The sequence below is a fragment of the Desulfosporosinus shakirovi genome, from assembly GCF_020595055.1.
GTDB classification, from domain to species: domain Bacteria; phylum Bacillota; class Desulfitobacteriia; order Desulfitobacteriales; family Desulfitobacteriaceae; genus Desulfosporosinus; species Desulfosporosinus shakirovi.
Map to the genome: position 1 here is coordinate 75,039 of NZ_JAJDOO010000012.1, position 17,573 is coordinate 92,611.

The window sequence follows — 17,573 nt, forward strand, 5'->3', positions numbered from 1 at the left end:
ACCCAAGTGAAATATATTAATGAAGGGATTTTAATTAATTGGGAAGAATATAATAATACGGGTTTAGTATTACACAACTGTTGCCGTTATATTTTAAGAAAGCTCGGAAGTTTCGAAGGAGGAATTTGTTCTGAAACGTTTTATTAAAATCCTAATCGGCTTTATAGTATTAGTCTCATTCTTAACCGCCTCAAGTGGGTTATACGAAGATTGGTTGTGGTTTACTAACCTTGGTTATTCTCAACTGTTCTGGACTCCATTTCTAAGCAAAGTGCTCTTTCAGGCAGTAAATGGAACCATTCTCTTCCTCTTTATTGCCGGAACCTTGCTATCTATTCGACATGCCATTGTGACCTTTGTTAATGAACGTTTACGCCTCCGGTTACGTTTAGTACAAGATATGAACCGTCCTGTTTTCAACCTGAGTCAACGCAAAGTCACTGTATGGTTGCTTGTGATTTCGGCAATCGTTAGTTTTGGCATAAGTTTCGTAGCTGGGTTTACAGGATGGTTAGATATCTTAGCTTTTACCCATGCCACGCAATTTAATCAGGTCGATCCGATTTTTGGTAAGGATTTAGCTTTTTACTTTTTTAGACTTCCCTTTTTAAGGACAATCTTTGATGCATTTTTCGGTCCCCTCTTTTTGCTCACCTTGTTTACCATTATCTTTTATATCGTTACAGGAGTCATTCGTTTCCACTCAAGAAAGCTTTGGCAAAGTGGTGCTGTCTTAATGGGACCCAGCTGTCGGAAGCACTTAGCATTTTTAATCGGAATCCTCTTTGCGTTAAAAGCCTACGGTTATTACTTAGATATTTTCAAGTTGCTCTATTCTACCCATGGACACGTAGTAGGTGCCGGATTTGCAGATTTAAATTTCACACTTCCAGCCCTCAAAATTCTAATTTTTATAAGTATTTTAGGATCCATTCTAGCTTTTATCTCACTGACTCATAGAGATTCCCGGCTATTAACAGTCCCAATTGTAGGAAGTTTTGTCTTTGGCATCCTAATCTACAGTGTCTTGCCCGCTCTTATCCAATCGTTTATTGTTCTTCCAAATGAGCTGAGTAAGGAGCAACCATATATTAAGCATGAGATAGAGTTAACTCGCTTTGGATACAGCTTGGACAATATTAAAGAAATTGATTATCCGGGTAATACACCAGTTACAGCAGAAACGTTAAAAACAGAACTAGCAACTCTTAACAATATCCGACTTAATGACGCTCGTCCCATGTTACAGACTTATAATCAAAAACAGGGTATCCGACTGTATTATAAATTTAATGACATTGATATCGACCGTTATACAATTAATGGAGAGACTCGCCAAGTAATGATAGGCCCTCGAGAAATCTCTACTCCTGATCTAACTTCTAATGCAAAAACTTTTGTAAACATGCGCTTTAAGTACACCCACGGTTTCGGAGCATCTGCTTCCTTTGCCAATGCAGTCACTTCTGAAGGACTTCCTTCTTATGCAATTAAAGATGTCCCACCTGTAAGTGAATTCCCTGAATTTAGGATGACCGAGCCAAGGATCTATTATGGTGAATTGACTAACGAATGGGTCGTTGCCAATACCACGGCCAAAGAATTTGATTATCCTCTGGGGAACTCCAATGCAGAAAATTCTTATAATGGCAAAACCGGGATCCCGTTAACTCCACTCAATAAGTTTATGCTTTCTCTTCGCCATGGAACCCCGCGCTTCTACCTTGCCAATGAAGTAACTTCAGCAAGTAAAATGCTCGTATACCGCAATATAAGTGAGCGGGTTGAAAAGCTGGCTCCGTTCTTAACTTATGACATGGACCCTTATGTGATTATTAATGCCGGCCGTTTGAAATGGATTATTGATGCCTATACAACGTCTGATTCCCTGCCCTATTCCAATATGTATCCTAATCAAGATTTTAACTATATTCGGAACTCAGTAAAAGTAATTATCGATGCCTATGATGGCACCGTCGATTTTTATGCAGCTGATCCCAGCGATCCTATCCTGAAAACCTATATGAAGATATTCCCAGGCGTTTTTAAAGACCTAGACAGTATGCCACCTAACATAAAAAACCATCTGCGATACCCAGAATCCCTTTTTAGTGTTCAAAGCAATATGCTTAAAAACTTTCATATGACTAATTCATCTGTTTTTTATAATAAGGAAGATTCTTGGGATATTGCAAAAGAACTTTTCGATGAAACAACCCCACAAAGTGTAGATCCCTACTACACGATCATGAAGATTCCCGGAGAAGCTAAACCTGAGTTCGTGCTCATGCTTCCGTTTACCCCAGCTTCTAGTGCCACGAATACACGTAACAATATGGTTGCCTGGATGGCTGCTCGAATGGATGGAGAGCATTATGGCGAATTATTACTATATAAGTTGCCTAAAAATATTGAAATTGATGGTCCATTACAAATTGAATCTCGAATAGATCAAGACCCTAAGATTTCTGAACAGCTTTCTCTGTGGGATCAAAAAGGTTCAAGCGTAATTCGAGGAAATCTTTTGGCTCTTCCAATCGGCGGCAACTTCCTCTATGTTGAACCTATTTATCTGCAATCAGATAAAGAGGGCAGTATTCCTGAGATGAAAAGAGTCGTACTCGCTTATCAAAACCAGCTAGTAATGACAGAAACTTTAGGAAAAGCCTTAATTGAACTTTTTGGTGAAGGGGCGCCTCAACCTACAACACTTGGACAAAGTAGTACACTCCCAGTCCTTTCTGAGCAAGACGAAACAGAAGTTGATCTTAACTCTCTGGACATGACGTCTGTCATTGAACAAATGAATCAAATCCGTGCGCTGCTCGACAATCTTGAAACTCAACTTAAAGGATTGCCAACTTCCTCTGGAGAAACTATACCCTCTGACGAAACTCCCACCTTAAGTGATACTCCCTCCTCTATCAAACCTCCTAATGACAGTTTTCGCTAAAACCCAAATCAGTCTTCATGTCAAGAAAAAGAACACTCTAAAGGAGGCCACTGAAAAAGATTTAGTTTTTACAACCACTAGAGGTATGTAAACCTCAGCAATAAAAACAAACCAGTAGTTGAGACAATTTGGTGGTAAATTGCTCATCTACTGGTTCTTTTTTGACTTATGTTAGTACACTTTACCGATAATATTTTTTATTTTTCTCTCATCAAGGTTATTATCCTCTTCAGATTAACCGCAAATATTGTAGTTGCCCCTTGTAAACGCATACCAAACAGACCTGAGGCTGATGCAACATCATACCCATGTCTATGCTTTAGTTCGCTATTTTTAGCCTCTATCTTGTAGCGTTCCTTGGATTTTTCTTTGAAGTACTCACTTTCTTGAAATGCAGCCTGCTCCTCATGCATATGGTGCTTTAGGGTCACAGAATAAGATTTTGTTTTTGACCCTTCTTTGTAGCACCCAGCCTTAAAGGAGCAGCTTTTACACTTTTCTACATCGAAAAAGTAGGATTCAACGGTTCCCGTACCATCTTTTGCATGTTTTTTGGGCCGGCTACTTGTTTTTTTGAAACTCATGTGCCCAGCCTGACAGACATACATCTCTGCATCTTTATTAAATTCAAAAGCGTTGGGATTTGTGCGGCCTGCCTGAAGGTGTGTTACGCTTTTGCTTAGTTTAGAGACCAAGCAAATATTATTTTCCTTTGTATAACCAATATTATCTTTTTCTGAATAAGCTTTATCTCCTATTATATTCCTGACTTCAATACCTGCCTCTTCACTTTTCTCCACCAACTCCTGGAGTTGCTTGCCATCGTGTTTTTCTCCAGATGTAACTACAGCTGCGGTGATGATCCGCTCTTCAGTCATTGCAATATGTGTTTTATATCCGAAAAATGAAGTATCGGCTGTCTTATGACCAACCTTAGCGTCAGCATCCTTTGACGATAAGGCCAACTGCTCAAGGTCATCGTCAACTAGTTCTTTTAGCATATTTATTTTTTCTTTCACAGCCGGATAGCCAGAAATGATTTCTTCATTTTCTAAGATCGTTATTAGCTTTTGGCAATATTCCAGCTCGTCTTCAAGTAATCCATTATTAACCTTTGGAGGAAATTGCTCTTTCATCGTTTCATCTATGGCATAGACCGCTTTGCGCAGCCTCTTTGAATGTTCTACTAGGTTTTCCCTCGGTGATTTTTGATTGTACCTCGCCTTTGTATGGGTGGAATCTACAATGATGGATTTGCTTTTTATGACTCCTTGCTCCAGAGCGATTTCCACAGTTTTATTGATCAATAGATCAAGAAGGTTTGAATCTTTTAGCCGGAGCTTTCTGAATTTGGTGAGTGAGCTTGCATCAATAACTCCTTCTTCTGGGGGCATATCCAAAAAGCACTTAAACGACATGTCATATTTTGATCGTTCAACTACATCTACATCTGATATATCAAAAATGCTTTTTAGCAGTAGATATTTAAACATCCGTACAGGATCTATCGCGCCTCTGCCATTATCTTGACAATAGACGTTGGCTAACTCGTCATAGATAAACGTAAAGTCCACCAATTCATTCATCTGTCGCAATAAATTATCTTTTGGTATGATCAGCTCATATATGCCTGAATATGGGCTCAGGACTAGGCTCATCTGCTTTTTTATCATCTAATCACCCACTTATGTTATTGCTTCAATTATATCAAAAAAAGAACCGGTGTTACTCATTTCTTCGTAATCCGGCTCTTTTCTTAATTTGATACTTAATTTACTTTTTCAGTGGCCTCCTCTAAAGTGTTCTTTTTTCTTGCTAAACTTAGCTTAAGTTAATTGATATCTAAATATATTTTTGACTAGTCTTTAAGGGGTTTTAACTCAACAATCGTTGATGTTCCTGATTTTTTCAGTTGAATGAGCTCAGCACCATCATCAGAGATATAATTTTCCTCCCCAAGCAATGAGATCTCTTCAAGTTGTCCGGCAGTGATTACATTGGCCGTTTGTTGACTATATATAACTATCTGCCCTTTGGAACCGATAAGCGTACGTACGTCATTAAAAGGAATTGAACCGTCCCATTCTGTTTGGAAAGTAGGATTATCCTTAATTTCGGAGCGATCCTCAGTTGATTTTATTTTAACTAAAACATCATTTTCGACTTCACCAATATACACCTTGCCATCTAGAACTCCTATGACCCTGTCATTAGCATTTTTAGAAATAGTATGACGATTCCCTACTCCTAAAGAGATGACTTGCTTGGTCCCTCCCACTTTGCTGGTAATGAAAAGTGTGCCATATCGATCAGAGGCTGCCATGCTATCAATAGTCTCTCCCGTTTTATTTAATGTACGTACGTTTTTCATGACGTCAATTTCCATGAGTCTCTCTGTCGATCCGTTTTTAATTGTGAGGTATATAAGATTTGTAGAAGTTGAGACGACAAATTCCTCGATTTTCCCGCCAGCCGGAAATTCATTAATTGTTTGATTAAAACGGTCATCTGGGACAGTATCTTCATCACTATTCGGCAGTTCAAGTGTGTACAGTTCTGTAATTTGTGGATTACCATACTTCGGTACAGTTTTAGTCTGAACAGGGACTTTTTGTTTGACTTCTTCTTCCACTTGCTTATCGGTTTTTTGATTAGGATCTTCGGGATTAAGTGGTACTGTTGACTTAGGAGGCGTCGTTGCAGGAGGTACAACAGGGTCAACAGGTACAGTTACGTAAGTTACCGGATTAGGATTTTTTTTACCATAAAAATAGACTAGGGTATCACGATCCGGAAGCCATTGATAGTTGAGAACGCCCATTGTGTTATCATTCGCAGGGGCTTTCTTTTCGAAAACCATTTTTTCTTTTTTAAGGTTAAAGATTTTGAGTGTGCCATTTTCCGTATAAGCTAAATAATCCTTAGCATAAGAAACTTGGACATTTTCAAAATCAGTACCGGGTATCGTTGCCTCAAGTCGCTCTGTTATTGGACCAGCTTCAGCAACAGGGCCCAGAACTTTAGCAACTTTGTTTTCTAAATAAGAATAAGCCCCAAATTGTAGGAAGAGTGAAACTAAAACCCAAGCAAATATCGTGCGCAGTTTCTTTTTCATGCGTTATTTTCTCCTTTTATAACAGTGCTTAATAGTTCCTTAGTTAGTAACTACAAAAGCAGTAGGAATATATCGTTCGCCAAAAATGTTCCAAAGTTTATTCATAACCTTACCATTATAGACGAGCTCTGATGATGATCCTCCATCTAAGTTGACAGCATTGACAGCATTATAATCTTCAAAGACGTTCATGAGGTCACGCAGGGTTGCCCCAATACTCCAAGTAGGTTGACGTCCGTCAATAACAACAAATATCACCGTTCCGTCAGCCATTTGCCCGATTCCTGTCCGAGGAGCAATACCCCAACCACCATCACCCGTAATTGACAGTTTACCATCGACAATTAAATTAGGTTCGAAGGTAACCACTTCACGCATGTTTTTCTCATCCAATTGCTTTGCATTCATTTTACCGAGGACAAGTTTCCCTTTTTCATCAAATCCGACAATGTTAACCGCTTTGTCTCCCACATTGTTATGAATCAACTTTCCGTCATGCATTGTTAAACCGTCCGGAAAAGCCCCATTTCCTTTACCATTAGGGTCATAAAACCCTCCAGCATTAATCCCCGCAATGGCCCCCATATCCTTGACAAAATCTGTTACTCTTTCTCCTGTTACACCAATTTCTTTAGTAACCGCTAATTTTACTCGCATCGGGTCTTTAATTAACATTACTTTACCTTTAAAGCTTTGACCTTTGATATCTTCAATTGTAATACCCGAAGTCTTATCACTCATGACTTCTGTACTTACTAAATCAATCCCGTTACCAGATCCTTGATAGTTATTAGAATTCATAATACGGCTAATCTCTTCTTGAGAAAGAAATGCCTCTACTACCTGTGGATGTCGAGACGTTGCCACTGCGCCTACTGCTACAATTTTGAGAGATTCGAAGGGACCCCAAAACAATATAAATGGAACTAGTATTGCAGCAAAAATAATATTAAAGACCAGATACCCAAAAATCTTTTTTATCCTAATTCTACCCCTTTTTTTCATTTAAGCTCTTTCTCCTTTTATAGAATTATTTGGTAAAAAACTCACTAATCGCCTGTAACAGACCTAGCCACACTCATACCCCAGCCATACTGCCATTGGATGGCAAGATAAGTGGACAGTACAAAAAAACAAGCCGCAGTTTTCAAGATGTGCGGCTTCGACTATTTAGAATGTCGTTTTCTTAACTCTATTGATAGTTTCCACAGAGAGTAGACAACAATAGCAGTCAAAAGGAAGATACTGATCTGAACAGATTCCCAGTTAGAACTTCCAAGTTTTAAATCAATTATCTGAATAGCTAAGTTAGCAAACATTCCAACAATGATGGTAACCCACATTTGAATAACAACATCGTGTTGCTTACGTCGAGTAATAAAATAAACATAAAGGCCGATGGCAATAAAAAAAATGCTTCTTAGAAAACCAAGAACTATTATCATTATGTGTTTATCCTTTAATTAAATTTCATTTATAACGTATTTAGTATAACAAAAGATGTATATTGTATCAAGGATTGTCTGCAAAGTAACACTGGGAACCAATTAACAATGTTAACATAATGGATAAAATCATAAAAAAATAAAAAGAGCCGTCATAAAAATGGCTCAAATCTTACGCTTAAGGGTTAATTTCAATTCGGTATGTGAGATCGGCTGCTTTGTCAATCATATTAGCGACACTGCAATATTTTTCCATAGAGAGTTGCACGGCACGATCAAGCTTATCTTTGGGTAGAAACTCCCCCCAAAATTTATAGACAACTTCGATATCTTTAAAGACCCGAGGATGATCACTGGCACGTTCCCCCTCTACGGTCGTTTCAAAACGATGGACTTTAACCTTCATCTTGTCAAGAATCGTAACAATATCCATTGCACTGCATCCAGCAATTGTCATCAACAAGAGTTCCATAGGACTGGTTCCATGTCCCGTTCCTCCAGCTGTTACACTGGCATCCATATTAGTCAAGACTTTAGAACTTCCTTCGCCTTGGAAATGCAGACCCTTTATGTGTTTAACAGATACTTTCATTGACGCAACTCCTTTCTGTAAAACATTAAAGCTTTTTAGAGATCCAAATTCTGATTATTTTTACTTTGCAACAGCATCTAGTTGCTGTTCTTCCTTACTATACTCCGAATTCTGTAAAATAACCGATTGTGCAGGCAAAGGTGTTTCTAACCTGAGGGGAAATATAAGGATCATCAAAGATAATCCACCTATAGCAAGCGAAAGATATTGCAACGATAAAATCGAAAAGATAACTGATGCCAATCTAGCAGATGTACCAATCGTATAGTTGAACGGCTGAATAAGTTTCAAATTAGCATTCTGTCGTTGATCAAAGGATGTCTCAGAACCAGCACCGTTAAAATTGTGAATCCACACTGGTTTCCCTTCCAAATCTACGGAATTAACCAATTCTTTTCCCATCTTATAAAAGGGATCCAATGACGAAAGGTAAATAAAACCTTTGGTCGTATATATCTTAAATAATTCAACGGTTGAACTAGTCATCCCTGTTTTTTTAGATGTTCTTTCAATTCTTAAAATATCATCCTTACCAATATTCACAGGACCATTATCTGTAATAACTGAATATAAGCCACGATCGATTAATTCGATATTTGTCACTTTAACATTCAGTAACCTGACCCCGGCCAACGTCATTAGTATAACAAACAGACTAATAAATATTATAACTCCCGATATACGTTCACGATCTATCTGTCCTCGTTTAAAAAGCACTATTACACGTCCTTTACTTTTGCTGTACGGATGTACTAGTTTATCAATTGCTTGATCATAGTTTACCCACAAAACTCATTGTACTATAAATAATTTAGTGAAACAAATTAAATTATTCTATACTAACGTTAAGGAAAGGCATTTTGCCTCCCCTTAGCCGACGATTGTACTATTATCTTGGTTTTTAGACATTCTCTTTTAGGACTTTAATCTGAGCCGAAGTGCTTTCCGAATCTAGTCAATAATTTCAGTAGATCATTGGAGTTAAAGGTAAGCGGCATATTGCTGTTAGTCAATGTATCCGGCTTTATCAGAGGCTTGGCACCTGTTGTTTCGGGTGGAACGACGGCTCTTACGAATATCGTAGCTAACAATCCAATGATCAGGAGCGGCAACGCGCCCCGAACGCCGGGAAAGGTCAGTATAGGAACAGTAAAGAGAAGATAGGGCGTATATGGTTTGTTAGAATAGTTTCCAATTACATATATGGCAAATACTAAAGGTGCTTCTGGACTTAAAGGAGTCGGAAAGCCTCGATCAGCTAAAGAACCAGTAATCTCACTATCGGAATTAATAAGTCTATTTATTCCATTAGCTGAAGTATTCAAGTTTGTAGGGTCAGACCCGTTAGCCATCCATCTCAGAAAATCATGAAGCTCAGAAAGAGGTAATTGAAAAGTTTGTTCGTTTCTTAAGTCCAGAATAGGTATACTTTTAACGTTAAAAAAGTGGTGTACGATAAATATAATAAGTTCTGCTCCTATAATAACGGCGGATGATTTAAAAACTTGTCCTGTTAAAAGAGGTTGAGTAAATAACAGTGTTGAACTGCCTGCCACTGAACTAATGGGCGCAAAAAGCTCGATCCCCATAACAATTGGTTCTCCGAAACGGCTTTCTGGTTGATTACCGGACATTTCTACCCCTCCTCAATACATTATATAGAAGGGATAGGCTTCGTGTACCCAGGACTATACCCTAGATAATCGCAGGACGGTTTTTACGGCGAGAAGCTAAATAATCCAGAACAAGCTCGGTTGAAGTATTAAGAATTTGTTCTTCAGGAATTCCGACTTCCCTCACTAAAGCTAGAGCTTGACCAAATTCTCCAACTCGATCCATAAAGTGTGCGTCACTTCCTAAAATGACAGGCCCTTTGTATTGAACCGCATAGCGGGCAAAGCGACGACAGTTTCCCCATGCATCCTTCTTTTCACGTGACAGTGAACTGTTATTGATTTCGACGGGGATGTTTAATTGCGCAGACATATAAGCAATTCGTTCAAGATCCAGCTCAAATTCCGGTCGCCCAGGATGAACCATTATATCCGTAAAAGGATTTTTCATAGCTTTAATGTAGGCCTCAGTATTTTGTTCAGACGTTCCTCCAGGGTAACAAATAACATGTAATCCTACCAGAATAAGTTTCATTCGAGCCAGATATTTAATGGGAATATCTAATTCGCCTTCATAGTTTATTATATTTGCCTCAACGCCAGGTAAGATTTTGACTCCATGCAACACTTCTGGGATAATCGCTAAGTTCCCAAAATGATAGAGAGTTGGTGCGCCCGGCATTGAAGGTCCATGGTCAGTCATACCAAGTAACTTGATACCTTTACGCGAGGCTGCAAGGGCATTTTCGGGAAGGGTACTATAGGCGTGTCCACTTGCAACAGTATGCGTATGTAAATCTACTTTTATTTCCATTTTATCCACCTCACTTAAGGTTATTATATCCTTAAATGAAGTAAAAACAAAAACAAGTGCTTAGACAGCACTTATTTCTATAAGTATTTACTGTTTGTTTACTGTGGAGGGAACCTTAACTGTTGTATCTACATTGAAGCGAAAACTTGCTTCTGTTGCTTGTACTACTCCGCCTTCAGGATTAGGATTAACTCTCAATGTAATCAAATGCTGTCCATCTGTGCCACTTTTACCCAATGCATCGCCCAAGACGTTAATTTGTCGAAATGCAATACGAGCAGTAGCACCCGGTTCTAATGTTTCTAAACTTCCGGGTGAAGTAACTTTTTTGCTGTCATTTCCAATTAAACTCACTTGTAATTCCACGGGTACATTCGTCATTTTTTTAGCAGTCATGTTCTGTACCATAACAATTAGGTCAAAGGTTTTAGTTGTAATCACCTGTGCGCCTTTTAAAGTTACGCTTCCGTAAGTGAGATCCTTGACGATTGAAGCCGGCTCGACAGTAACTCCAATCATTTTAATTTCAGGTGCAGTCATGTTCTTTGCTACATCTTCGTTCTTATTTTCCCAAAGGGAAAACCCGGCAAACCCAATAAGACAAATAACAAAAACACTGGCGACCATGGCAATGTATTTACGGTTAATTGTAATGATTTTAGCCATAGCAGAAAACCTCCTATTAATTTTTATTCACTCTTTTAAGAAACCTATGCACGTCCGGGTGAGGACATGCATAGGTTTAGAAAAATATTTTAAAAATTTTCGGAGTGAGATTATATTAATCCGAATTTTCTTTATCTAATATTAAGGCGGTTTGACTAAATTCTGCCTTCCCGTTCCTGATAAATCTGAAGACGAATATCCTTTTCCACCGTTAATCGAAAAATTCGCGAAGATTGAATTATGCGTGATGTAGTGCGTATACCAATATAAGCTTCCATTTCATCGAGAGAAAGATTGGACGTAATAACAGTAGGAAGTTGCTCATTTAAACGATAATTAATAATTGAGTAGAGTCTGTTTCTTGTCCAATCCGTATAATTATGCGCTCCTAAATCATCAAGGATTAAGATTGGCACAGACCGGGCTGTATCTAATAAATCAAGTTCGTTGAGATCCGATTTGTAGGTTGCTCTCAATTCATCCAAGAGGTCGGGAACAACAAGAAAAAGTACCTTTAAATGAGAATCCATAAGTTCATTAGCTATGGAAGCAGCTAGATACGTTTTTCCTGAACCAACGGGACCAGTAAACAATAGTCCGAGACCATAAGGAGTGCGCAGACAATCATCAACGAAGCTTTTAGCTGCCTTTAAGGCCCTGACTGCTCCGTCATGATGTATATCTGTCATGTCATCGGAATAATAATCAAATCGAAACTTTTCCAATCTGCAGTTCATCAACTCTCTAGAGATGCGAGCATGGCGAAATTGATTTTCGATTTTCCTCGATTGCATACAACTGCAAGGATAGGCAATATCTCCTTCAAGAACAATCCCTCGATCATCACAAATAGGGCACGCAGACTTATCGTTGGAATTGGGATAATCAATAACAGGCTTGGGGTTAGGATTATTTGTTTTTGTATTTAAGACATTACTTTTCAAAATATCATTTATACTTTTCATTTTGGATAACCTCCTCTAAAATCCAGACGTATCCAAATAATTTAAAGATAGAAATTTTCATATTTATTGGATGTAGTTTTTGACCCTTTATTCTTTGGTTTTGTGGTCTTCTTTTCTTGACGAGATTGAAAATTAGCGTCTTCAGCTTCGATTTCTGCTCGTGTACGCAGTCCTTTTTTTTCCCATTCTCTAAGTATTGAATCTAAATAACGGAAATTTCGGATACCTGCACTAACCCCTCTTCTTAATGCCTCAATAATAAGTTCTTCAGTAAAATGAGAAGATAGCCATCGATCTAGATTTTCACACTCCAGACGCGTGAGCAACCGACCTAGTTCTTGCTCAAAAGTCTGAACTAAATTCTCCATTACTGGATTTGTTGGATTGGCTAAAGGTGTGATATTTGGAGAGACTTGATTTTGTTTAAGGACTCGTTCTTCTTCCAATTGTTGAGAACGTTCAATGGCCCAAAGCTCGGCTAGTTCATCGATCAGCCCAACAAAACTATAACTATTTCCCCACTTAAGTTCAACTGGATTCCAATACCTTTCAATGGTCAGGAGTTTTCGCTCCACCAAACCGCCCAAATCTTCTTCTATATTCGAAGATGAAGCATTCATGCGGCCAGCTAAAGTGGCGATTGAAGGATATGGATTTGATTCAGATTCGCATAGAATTTGAATTATCACCATCATCTCATGATCACTAATTCCAATTTTAGTATAGTGTGTCAACAGGTATTTTGGAATTGAAACAACACCTGAAAAGAAAAGAGCTTGTGTAAAGCTCCCATAAACATTTACTTTATTCATTGACAATCATCTCCCCATGTACCGGTCACAGAATTATCTATAAAAATTATTCTCCCATTTCAGACATTATCCTTACTAAAACCTGTAGAGAAAGGATATTTTTTCTATTACATACAAATTAGAACAAAAAGCTTTTATTCTAATTACCACATTATGGAAGGGTTATGGAGCTCTTTTGGCGTATATATTATAAAACGAAAAGGAGGATAAAGAAATATGGATATTAGAAAAGAACTTATTCAAATAGTCGAGAAATCAGGATCTCTCTCAGCCTGGGGGGTTAAGCATTGCTTCAGGGTCTATTACTTGTCAAAAGAACTTTCCAGTCATCTTAGCTTAGATGATGAGGTTCTTTATACTGCTGCAATGTTACACGACACAGGTAAATATCCTGTCTATGCCCTTAAAAACATTGATCATGCCTTACGCTCAAAGGGGGTATCTGCAAACCTTCTGCAACAAATGATGTTCTCTTCCGTTAAACTGCCCATTGTTTTAGACGCTGTTGAAAATCACATGTATTACTCAGAACCAGGACGGAGTGATGAAGCGGTTTATTTAAGAGAAGCAGATATTCTAGATAATATGGGTAATATCGGCTTAATGCGTCTATTTAGTCTCGTAGGACAGGATGAACTAATACTGACTCCTGAAGACGCTATCGACCGCGCACGCCTTTTTGCAGATGCTCTTCCCGACAAAGTAGTCACTAAAGCAGGAAAACGTTTAGCAATTAAGCGACGTGAAGAAAGCCTTCGTTTCCTTGCAGGTATAAAACGTCAAACCTTAGAATATGCGTGGTTGTAATTTTTGAGTTTAACGTCCAGCTCTTCGTTCCTGTTCTTCAAGCCATCGTGTTATGCTGTCGAGCAGGTTAACGACCCGCTCAAAATCACGGGTTCTTTGTCCCTCATCGATAAGCCTTTTAAGATGATGTCGTAATCTTATATATGCTCTATTAACTTGTGAGCGTGATATTTTTGATGCCGATGTCTTAGATCGCTTATAAGAAGGTGCAGCAGGAATTGCAATATTCCTAAGAACCTTCTCTATGGAAACCTCATTGCCATCCTCAGCCTTAATCGCTTTAGACAACCAAACTTTTTCAGGAGCATGCTGTAGAACTTGTTCTTGAGTAAATTCTATAGTTTCTCCAAGCTGGGGTATAAGAGGAGTTTTTGCGAATACTTCTAAAACTTTATTAGAAAAACTTGTCTGAGATTCCAACTCTCCGTGAACAAGAATAATTTGTTCTGCTTTTTTCCCCAGCAGAGAGAGCCAATGAATAAGTTCAGCCTGATCTGCATGAGCGGAAAACCCGTCCATGTGACTAATCTGTGCATTAACTGCAACTTTCTCCCCGTGTATGGTTACAGTCTCAACACCATCTGAGAGAATTCGACCCAGTGTTCCTTGGGCCTGATATCCTACAAATAGAATTGTAGCATTTCTTCGCCATAGATTATGTTTCAAATGATGTTTAATTCGACCAGCATCAGCCATGCCGCTGGCAGCAATAATTATCGATCCACCTTCAATTGAATTAAGAGCCATAGAATCTTGAGCAGTTTGGCTAAAATGAACATTAGGCATATTTAGAGGATTATTTCCAGTTCTAATCAGTTCCTTAGTGATAGAATCAAAATTGTCTGTGTTTTCTTGGAAAATCTTCGTAGCCGCAATAGCCAAAGGGCTGTCAATATAAATCGGTAAAATTGGTATACGATGTTCATTCTGTAGTTTTTGAAGGTAAAAAAGAAGGTCTTGAGTTCGTTCAATGGCAAAAGCAGGGATAACCAAATTTCCGCCAGCTTTGTATGTCTCAGTAATAATTTTAGCGAGTTGTTCATAACGGTCAATTTTGTTGCCATCACTGCTTTCGGAATGAAGACGATTTCCATAAGTCGTTTCCATAACCACGATATCTGCCACACTTAATATGCTTGGATCTTGAATGTAGGGTTGGTTAACATTTCCTATATCACCTGAAAATACAATCGTTTTATGATAGTCAGGTTCTTTGACATGAAAAACTGCATGCGCTGAACCAAGTATATGACCGGCATCGAAGAATTCAAAGGCAATAGTGGGCACAAGGTCTACAATATCCTTGTAGGATACTGCACGAAAGTATTGAATGGTATCGAGTGCATCCTGAACTGTATATATTGGAACCAGGGGTTCGAGCCCTGCTCTATTTCGCTTTCGATTTTTACGTTCCACTTCCATTTCTTGTATATGCCCACTGTCCGGAAGCATTATTGAACATAATTTAATTGTCTCAGGTGTAGCCCAGATCGGACCCTTAAAACCAGCTTTAATAAGTTTAGGTAACATTCCAGAGTGGTCAGTATGAGCATGTGTCAAAATAACAGCGTCAAGACTTGCTGGATTATAGGGGAATTCTCCATAATTTAACTCTTTGAGTGCCTTTGAACCCTGAAACATTCCACAGTCAATTAAAATGCGTGACTTCCCTGATTCGACTAGAAAAGAAGATCCTGTGACAACCTGTGCTGCCCCCAAAAAGCTAATTTTCATCAATCAATCCTCCAAAAATAGCGCCTCATCGCTTTTCCTTTCAGAATATTATTCTGTGAAGAATAGCATTTTGGACGCTTTACTTTAACAATGCTATTTATAGTTTTCAATCATATACTGCTAACTCACATATCTCTACTTATTCTACCTGTTTATTCTAGGTTTAGCAATGACCATAATATATGTTGCTTTCTAATCAAGCTGAAAGAAATTCAGTTTAACAGCCTTTAAGGCAGCTTGAGTCCGATCTTCAACAGTTAGTTTACGATAAATACTTGATAAATGATTCTTTACTGTTTTTTCACTAATAAACAAAGAGGTCCCAATCTCGCGATTGGAAGACCCTTTCACAACATAATGGAGAATTTCCATCTCCCGATCACTTAAACCGCATGTATCTTTTAAAGGAGTCGGTTGGCTCAACTGATCAAGCAGTTTTCCCGTTACAGATGGGGATAAGATTGGTTCTCCAGAATAAACCTTGCGAATTGATTCAATCAGAGTTTTAGAATCAACATCTTTAAGTAAATAACCTGCTACACCAATTTGCAGAACCTGGAAAACTTTTTCGTCGGAATCATCAACCGTAAGCACTAAGATGCCAACGTTTGGACATTCACGACGAATTACCCTACCTGCTTCCAGTCCATTAACCCCAGGCATATTTAAATCCATTAATAGAATATCAAATTTCATTGTCCTTGCTACATTGATGGCACCTTGACCATCTCCTACTTCTGCAACGACTTCAATCCCATCTTCAAATTCTAAAATGCGACGAAGCCCTTCTCTTAATAAGGGATGATCATCTGCAATTACAATTCTTATCAAGTTATCATTCCTCCCTCTTGGTTCGATGGAATTGACAGTTCAATCGTTGTTCCTTTTCCCATAGTTGATTGTATCGAAAAATACCCTGAAAACATTTCAACGCGTTCACGCATTCCCACAAGGCCAAAATGTTCCCCAGGAGAATTCATAGCCGTATTCACTTCAAAGCCTTTCCCATAATCACGTATTCTGGCGATGATCCATTCATCTTTATAAATCAAACAAATCTCTACTTCAGCAGTCTGTGCATGTTTAGCGACATTTGTCATTCCCTCTTGAACTAATCTAAAGAGAGCAACTTCCATGGCTGAAAGAAGTCGCCTTTCTCTGCCTTCAATACGCAGATCACAGTTAATTCCATAGTTATCTTGAAAATTATCCAAGTATTTTGAGATTGCAGGGACAATTCCTAAATCATCCAATGCCATTGGCCGAAGATCGAAAATAATCCTGCGTATGTCTTGCAAATTAGATCGAACTAAATTCTTAAGATCTTGAAGTTCGGACTTGGCACGACTAGTATCCAAATCCAGTAATTTTTCGGCAATTTCTAAACGCAAGACAATATTAGCAAGGGTTTGGGCAGGACCATCGTGGATTTCCCTCGCTACACGGCGACGTTCCTCCTCTTGAGCTTTAATAACACGCAGACCCATCTCTAGCCGTTGCTCGTGATTCTGAGTTTGAAGGGCCTCAACAAGGCCACCTTGCAATAAGCTGATTGCCATACTGACCTGAGTCATAAGGTTTTGGGCACGTTCAATTGTTACTTCCATTTGAGTAAGAGATCTCTCAAGATCGTCGCGCCGTTTACGCAACTGAATTTCTTTTTGTTGCAAAAGTTGCAATTTAACTTGGGCATCTTTTGCTTCCGCATACGTCTGCATCATTTCTTCCTGAGTATGTTCTTGATACGCTCGATTTACCTCCATTAGATTCTGGCGCATGCGTCGTTCTACTTTTTCTTGAAAATCAACTTGTAAAATAATTTCCTGAATATCTGATTTAAGTTGAGAGAGTTCATTAACAAGCCGATGAGTCTCAGTTCGAGATGTTTCAGCTATAAAAAATATTTCTTCTTTTCCTGATTCGATGGCCTTCAAAGTATTTTTTAATATTTCTCCCAACTGATCGGACAAAATTATTCCTCATTTCAATAATATTTAAACATTCAACTTGCTCTTCTATATTATTTTATTCGACACAGAAACAGTATTTCCTACTTC

At 38.5% G+C, this 17,573-nt stretch carries 16 protein-coding genes; 2 read left to right on the top strand and 14 right to left on the bottom strand.

Going from position 1 to position 17,573, the window contains the following annotated elements:
• Positions 1 to 130 precede the first annotated feature (130 nt).
• Positions 131 to 2,953: a UPF0182 family membrane protein gene (locus LJE72_RS12440; RefSeq protein ID WP_229247973.1), complete on the top strand. Its 2,823-nt coding sequence runs from the start codon at positions 131 to 133 to the stop codon at positions 2,951 to 2,953.
• 197 nt (positions 2,954 to 3,150) lie between these two features.
• Here LJE72_RS12440 and LJE72_RS12445 read toward each other — a convergent pair whose 3' ends face one another.
• The 11 genes from LJE72_RS12445 to LJE72_RS12495 form a co-directional block, all read right to left on the bottom strand.
• Positions 3,151 to 4,626 (bottom strand): IS1182 family transposase, encoded by a 1,476-nt coding sequence (locus tag LJE72_RS12445; RefSeq protein ID WP_229247885.1) that lies wholly within the window; start codon positions 4,624 to 4,626, stop codon positions 3,151 to 3,153.
• A gap of 185 nt (positions 4,627 to 4,811) precedes the next feature.
• The gene (locus LJE72_RS12450) at positions 4,812 to 6,068 is read right to left on the bottom strand and encodes a hypothetical protein (protein WP_229247886.1); all 1,257 of its coding nucleotides are present in this window, start codon (positions 6,066 to 6,068) and stop codon (positions 4,812 to 4,814) included.
• Positions 6,069 to 6,107: 39 nt separating this feature from the next.
• The gene (locus tag LJE72_RS12455) at positions 6,108 to 7,073 is read right to left on the bottom strand and encodes a phosphodiester glycosidase family protein (RefSeq protein ID WP_229247888.1); all 966 of its coding nucleotides are present in this window, start codon (positions 7,071 to 7,073) and stop codon (positions 6,108 to 6,110) included.
• Positions 7,074 to 7,234: 161 nt separating this feature from the next.
• Positions 7,235 to 7,513 carry a hypothetical protein gene (locus LJE72_RS12460; protein ID WP_229247889.1) on the bottom strand — a complete coding sequence of 93 codons (279 nt, stop codon included), beginning with the start codon at positions 7,511 to 7,513 and terminating at the stop codon, positions 7,235 to 7,237.
• Between the two features lie 178 nt (positions 7,514 to 7,691).
• Positions 7,692 to 8,105, bottom strand: coding sequence for an OsmC family protein (locus tag LJE72_RS12465; RefSeq protein ID WP_229247890.1), 414 nt, complete (start codon positions 8,103 to 8,105; stop codon positions 7,692 to 7,694).
• Positions 8,106 to 8,165: 60 nt separating this feature from the next.
• A complete protein-coding gene (locus LJE72_RS12470; protein ID WP_229247891.1) occupies positions 8,166 to 8,822 on the bottom strand; it encodes a hypothetical protein in 657 nt (218 codons plus the stop codon).
• A 206-nt stretch (positions 8,823 to 9,028) separates the two neighbouring features.
• On the bottom strand, positions 9,029 to 9,739 hold the full coding sequence (locus LJE72_RS12475) for a hypothetical protein (RefSeq protein WP_229247892.1): 711 nt from the start codon (positions 9,737 to 9,739) through the stop codon (positions 9,029 to 9,031).
• A 61-nt stretch (positions 9,740 to 9,800) separates the two neighbouring features.
• Positions 9,801 to 10,532: a phosphatase gene (locus LJE72_RS12480; protein ID WP_229247893.1), complete on the bottom strand. Its 732-nt coding sequence runs from the start codon at positions 10,530 to 10,532 to the stop codon at positions 9,801 to 9,803.
• 87 nt (positions 10,533 to 10,619) lie between these two features.
• Positions 10,620 to 11,198 (bottom strand): hypothetical protein, encoded by a 579-nt coding sequence (locus LJE72_RS12485; RefSeq protein WP_229247894.1) that lies wholly within the window; start codon positions 11,196 to 11,198, stop codon positions 10,620 to 10,622.
• A 155-nt stretch (positions 11,199 to 11,353) separates the two neighbouring features.
• Positions 11,354 to 12,163 (bottom strand): ATP-binding protein, encoded by an 810-nt coding sequence (locus LJE72_RS12490; RefSeq protein WP_229247895.1) that lies wholly within the window; start codon positions 12,161 to 12,163, stop codon positions 11,354 to 11,356.
• A 41-nt stretch (positions 12,164 to 12,204) separates the two neighbouring features.
• Positions 12,205 to 12,975: a DnaD domain-containing protein gene (locus LJE72_RS12495; RefSeq protein WP_229247896.1), complete on the bottom strand. Its 771-nt coding sequence runs from the start codon at positions 12,973 to 12,975 to the stop codon at positions 12,205 to 12,207.
• Positions 12,976 to 13,191: 216 nt separating this feature from the next.
• Between LJE72_RS12495 and LJE72_RS12500 the strand changes: the two genes are divergently transcribed.
• Complete coding sequence (locus LJE72_RS12500) at positions 13,192 to 13,782, top strand: HD domain-containing protein (protein WP_229247897.1); 591 nt, start codon at positions 13,192 to 13,194, stop codon at positions 13,780 to 13,782.
• Between the two features lie 9 nt (positions 13,783 to 13,791).
• Here the strand turns inward: LJE72_RS12500 and LJE72_RS12505 are convergent, their stop codons facing one another.
• The 3 genes from LJE72_RS12505 to LJE72_RS12515 all read right to left on the bottom strand — a co-directional run bounded on the left by LJE72_RS12505 (position 13,792) and on the right by LJE72_RS12515 (position 17,486).
• The gene (locus tag LJE72_RS12505; protein WP_229247899.1) at positions 13,792 to 15,516 is read right to left on the bottom strand and encodes an MBL fold metallo-hydrolase; all 1,725 of its coding nucleotides are present in this window, start codon (positions 15,514 to 15,516) and stop codon (positions 13,792 to 13,794) included.
• Between the two features lie 192 nt (positions 15,517 to 15,708).
• Positions 15,709 to 16,347 carry a response regulator gene (locus LJE72_RS12510; RefSeq protein ID WP_229247901.1) on the bottom strand — a complete coding sequence of 213 codons (639 nt, stop codon included), beginning with the start codon at positions 16,345 to 16,347 and terminating at the stop codon, positions 15,709 to 15,711.
• The gene (locus LJE72_RS12515; RefSeq protein WP_229247903.1) at positions 16,344 to 17,486 is read right to left on the bottom strand and encodes a sensor histidine kinase; all 1,143 of its coding nucleotides are present in this window, start codon (positions 17,484 to 17,486) and stop codon (positions 16,344 to 16,346) included. The genes LJE72_RS12510 and LJE72_RS12515 overlap by 4 nt, the downstream gene beginning before the upstream one ends.
• Between the last annotated feature and the right edge of the window lie 87 nt (positions 17,487 to 17,573).

What these genes read in the sequence shown, in the direction of transcription:
- LJE72_RS12445 (WP_229247885.1), bottom strand. Translation starts at nt 4,626, where the DNA reads ATGATAAAAAAGCAGATGAGCCTAGTCCTGAGCCCATATTCAGGCATA.
- LJE72_RS12450 (WP_229247886.1), bottom strand. Translation starts at nt 6,068, where the DNA reads ATGAAAAAGAAACTGCGCACGATATTTGCTTGGGTTTTAGTTTCACTC.
- LJE72_RS12455 (WP_229247888.1), bottom strand. Translation starts at nt 7,073, where the DNA reads ATGAAAAAAAGGGGTAGAATTAGGATAAAAAAGATTTTTGGGTATCTG.
- LJE72_RS12460 (WP_229247889.1), bottom strand. Translation starts at nt 7,513, where the DNA reads ATGATAATAGTTCTTGGTTTTCTAAGAAGCATTTTTTTTATTGCCATC.
- LJE72_RS12465 (WP_229247890.1), bottom strand. Translation starts at nt 8,105, where the DNA reads ATGAAAGTATCTGTTAAACACATAAAGGGTCTGCATTTCCAAGGCGAA.
- LJE72_RS12475 (WP_229247892.1), bottom strand. Translation starts at nt 9,739, where the DNA reads ATGTCCGGTAATCAACCAGAAAGCCGTTTCGGAGAACCAATTGTTATG.
- LJE72_RS12480 (WP_229247893.1), bottom strand. Translation starts at nt 10,532, where the DNA reads ATGGAAATAAAAGTAGATTTACATACGCATACTGTTGCAAGTGGACAC.
- LJE72_RS12485 (WP_229247894.1), bottom strand. Translation starts at nt 11,198, where the DNA reads ATGGCTAAAATCATTACAATTAACCGTAAATACATTGCCATGGTCGCC.
- LJE72_RS12490 (WP_229247895.1), bottom strand. Translation starts at nt 12,163, where the DNA reads ATGAAAAGTATAAATGATATTTTGAAAAGTAATGTCTTAAATACAAAA.
- LJE72_RS12495 (WP_229247896.1), bottom strand. Translation starts at nt 12,975, where the DNA reads ATGAATAAAGTAAATGTTTATGGGAGCTTTACACAAGCTCTTTTCTTT.
- LJE72_RS12500 (WP_229247897.1), top strand. Translation starts at nt 13,192, where the DNA reads ATGGATATTAGAAAAGAACTTATTCAAATAGTCGAGAAATCAGGATCT.
- LJE72_RS12505 (WP_229247899.1), bottom strand. Translation starts at nt 15,516, where the DNA reads ATGAAAATTAGCTTTTTGGGGGCAGCACAGGTTGTCACAGGATCTTCT.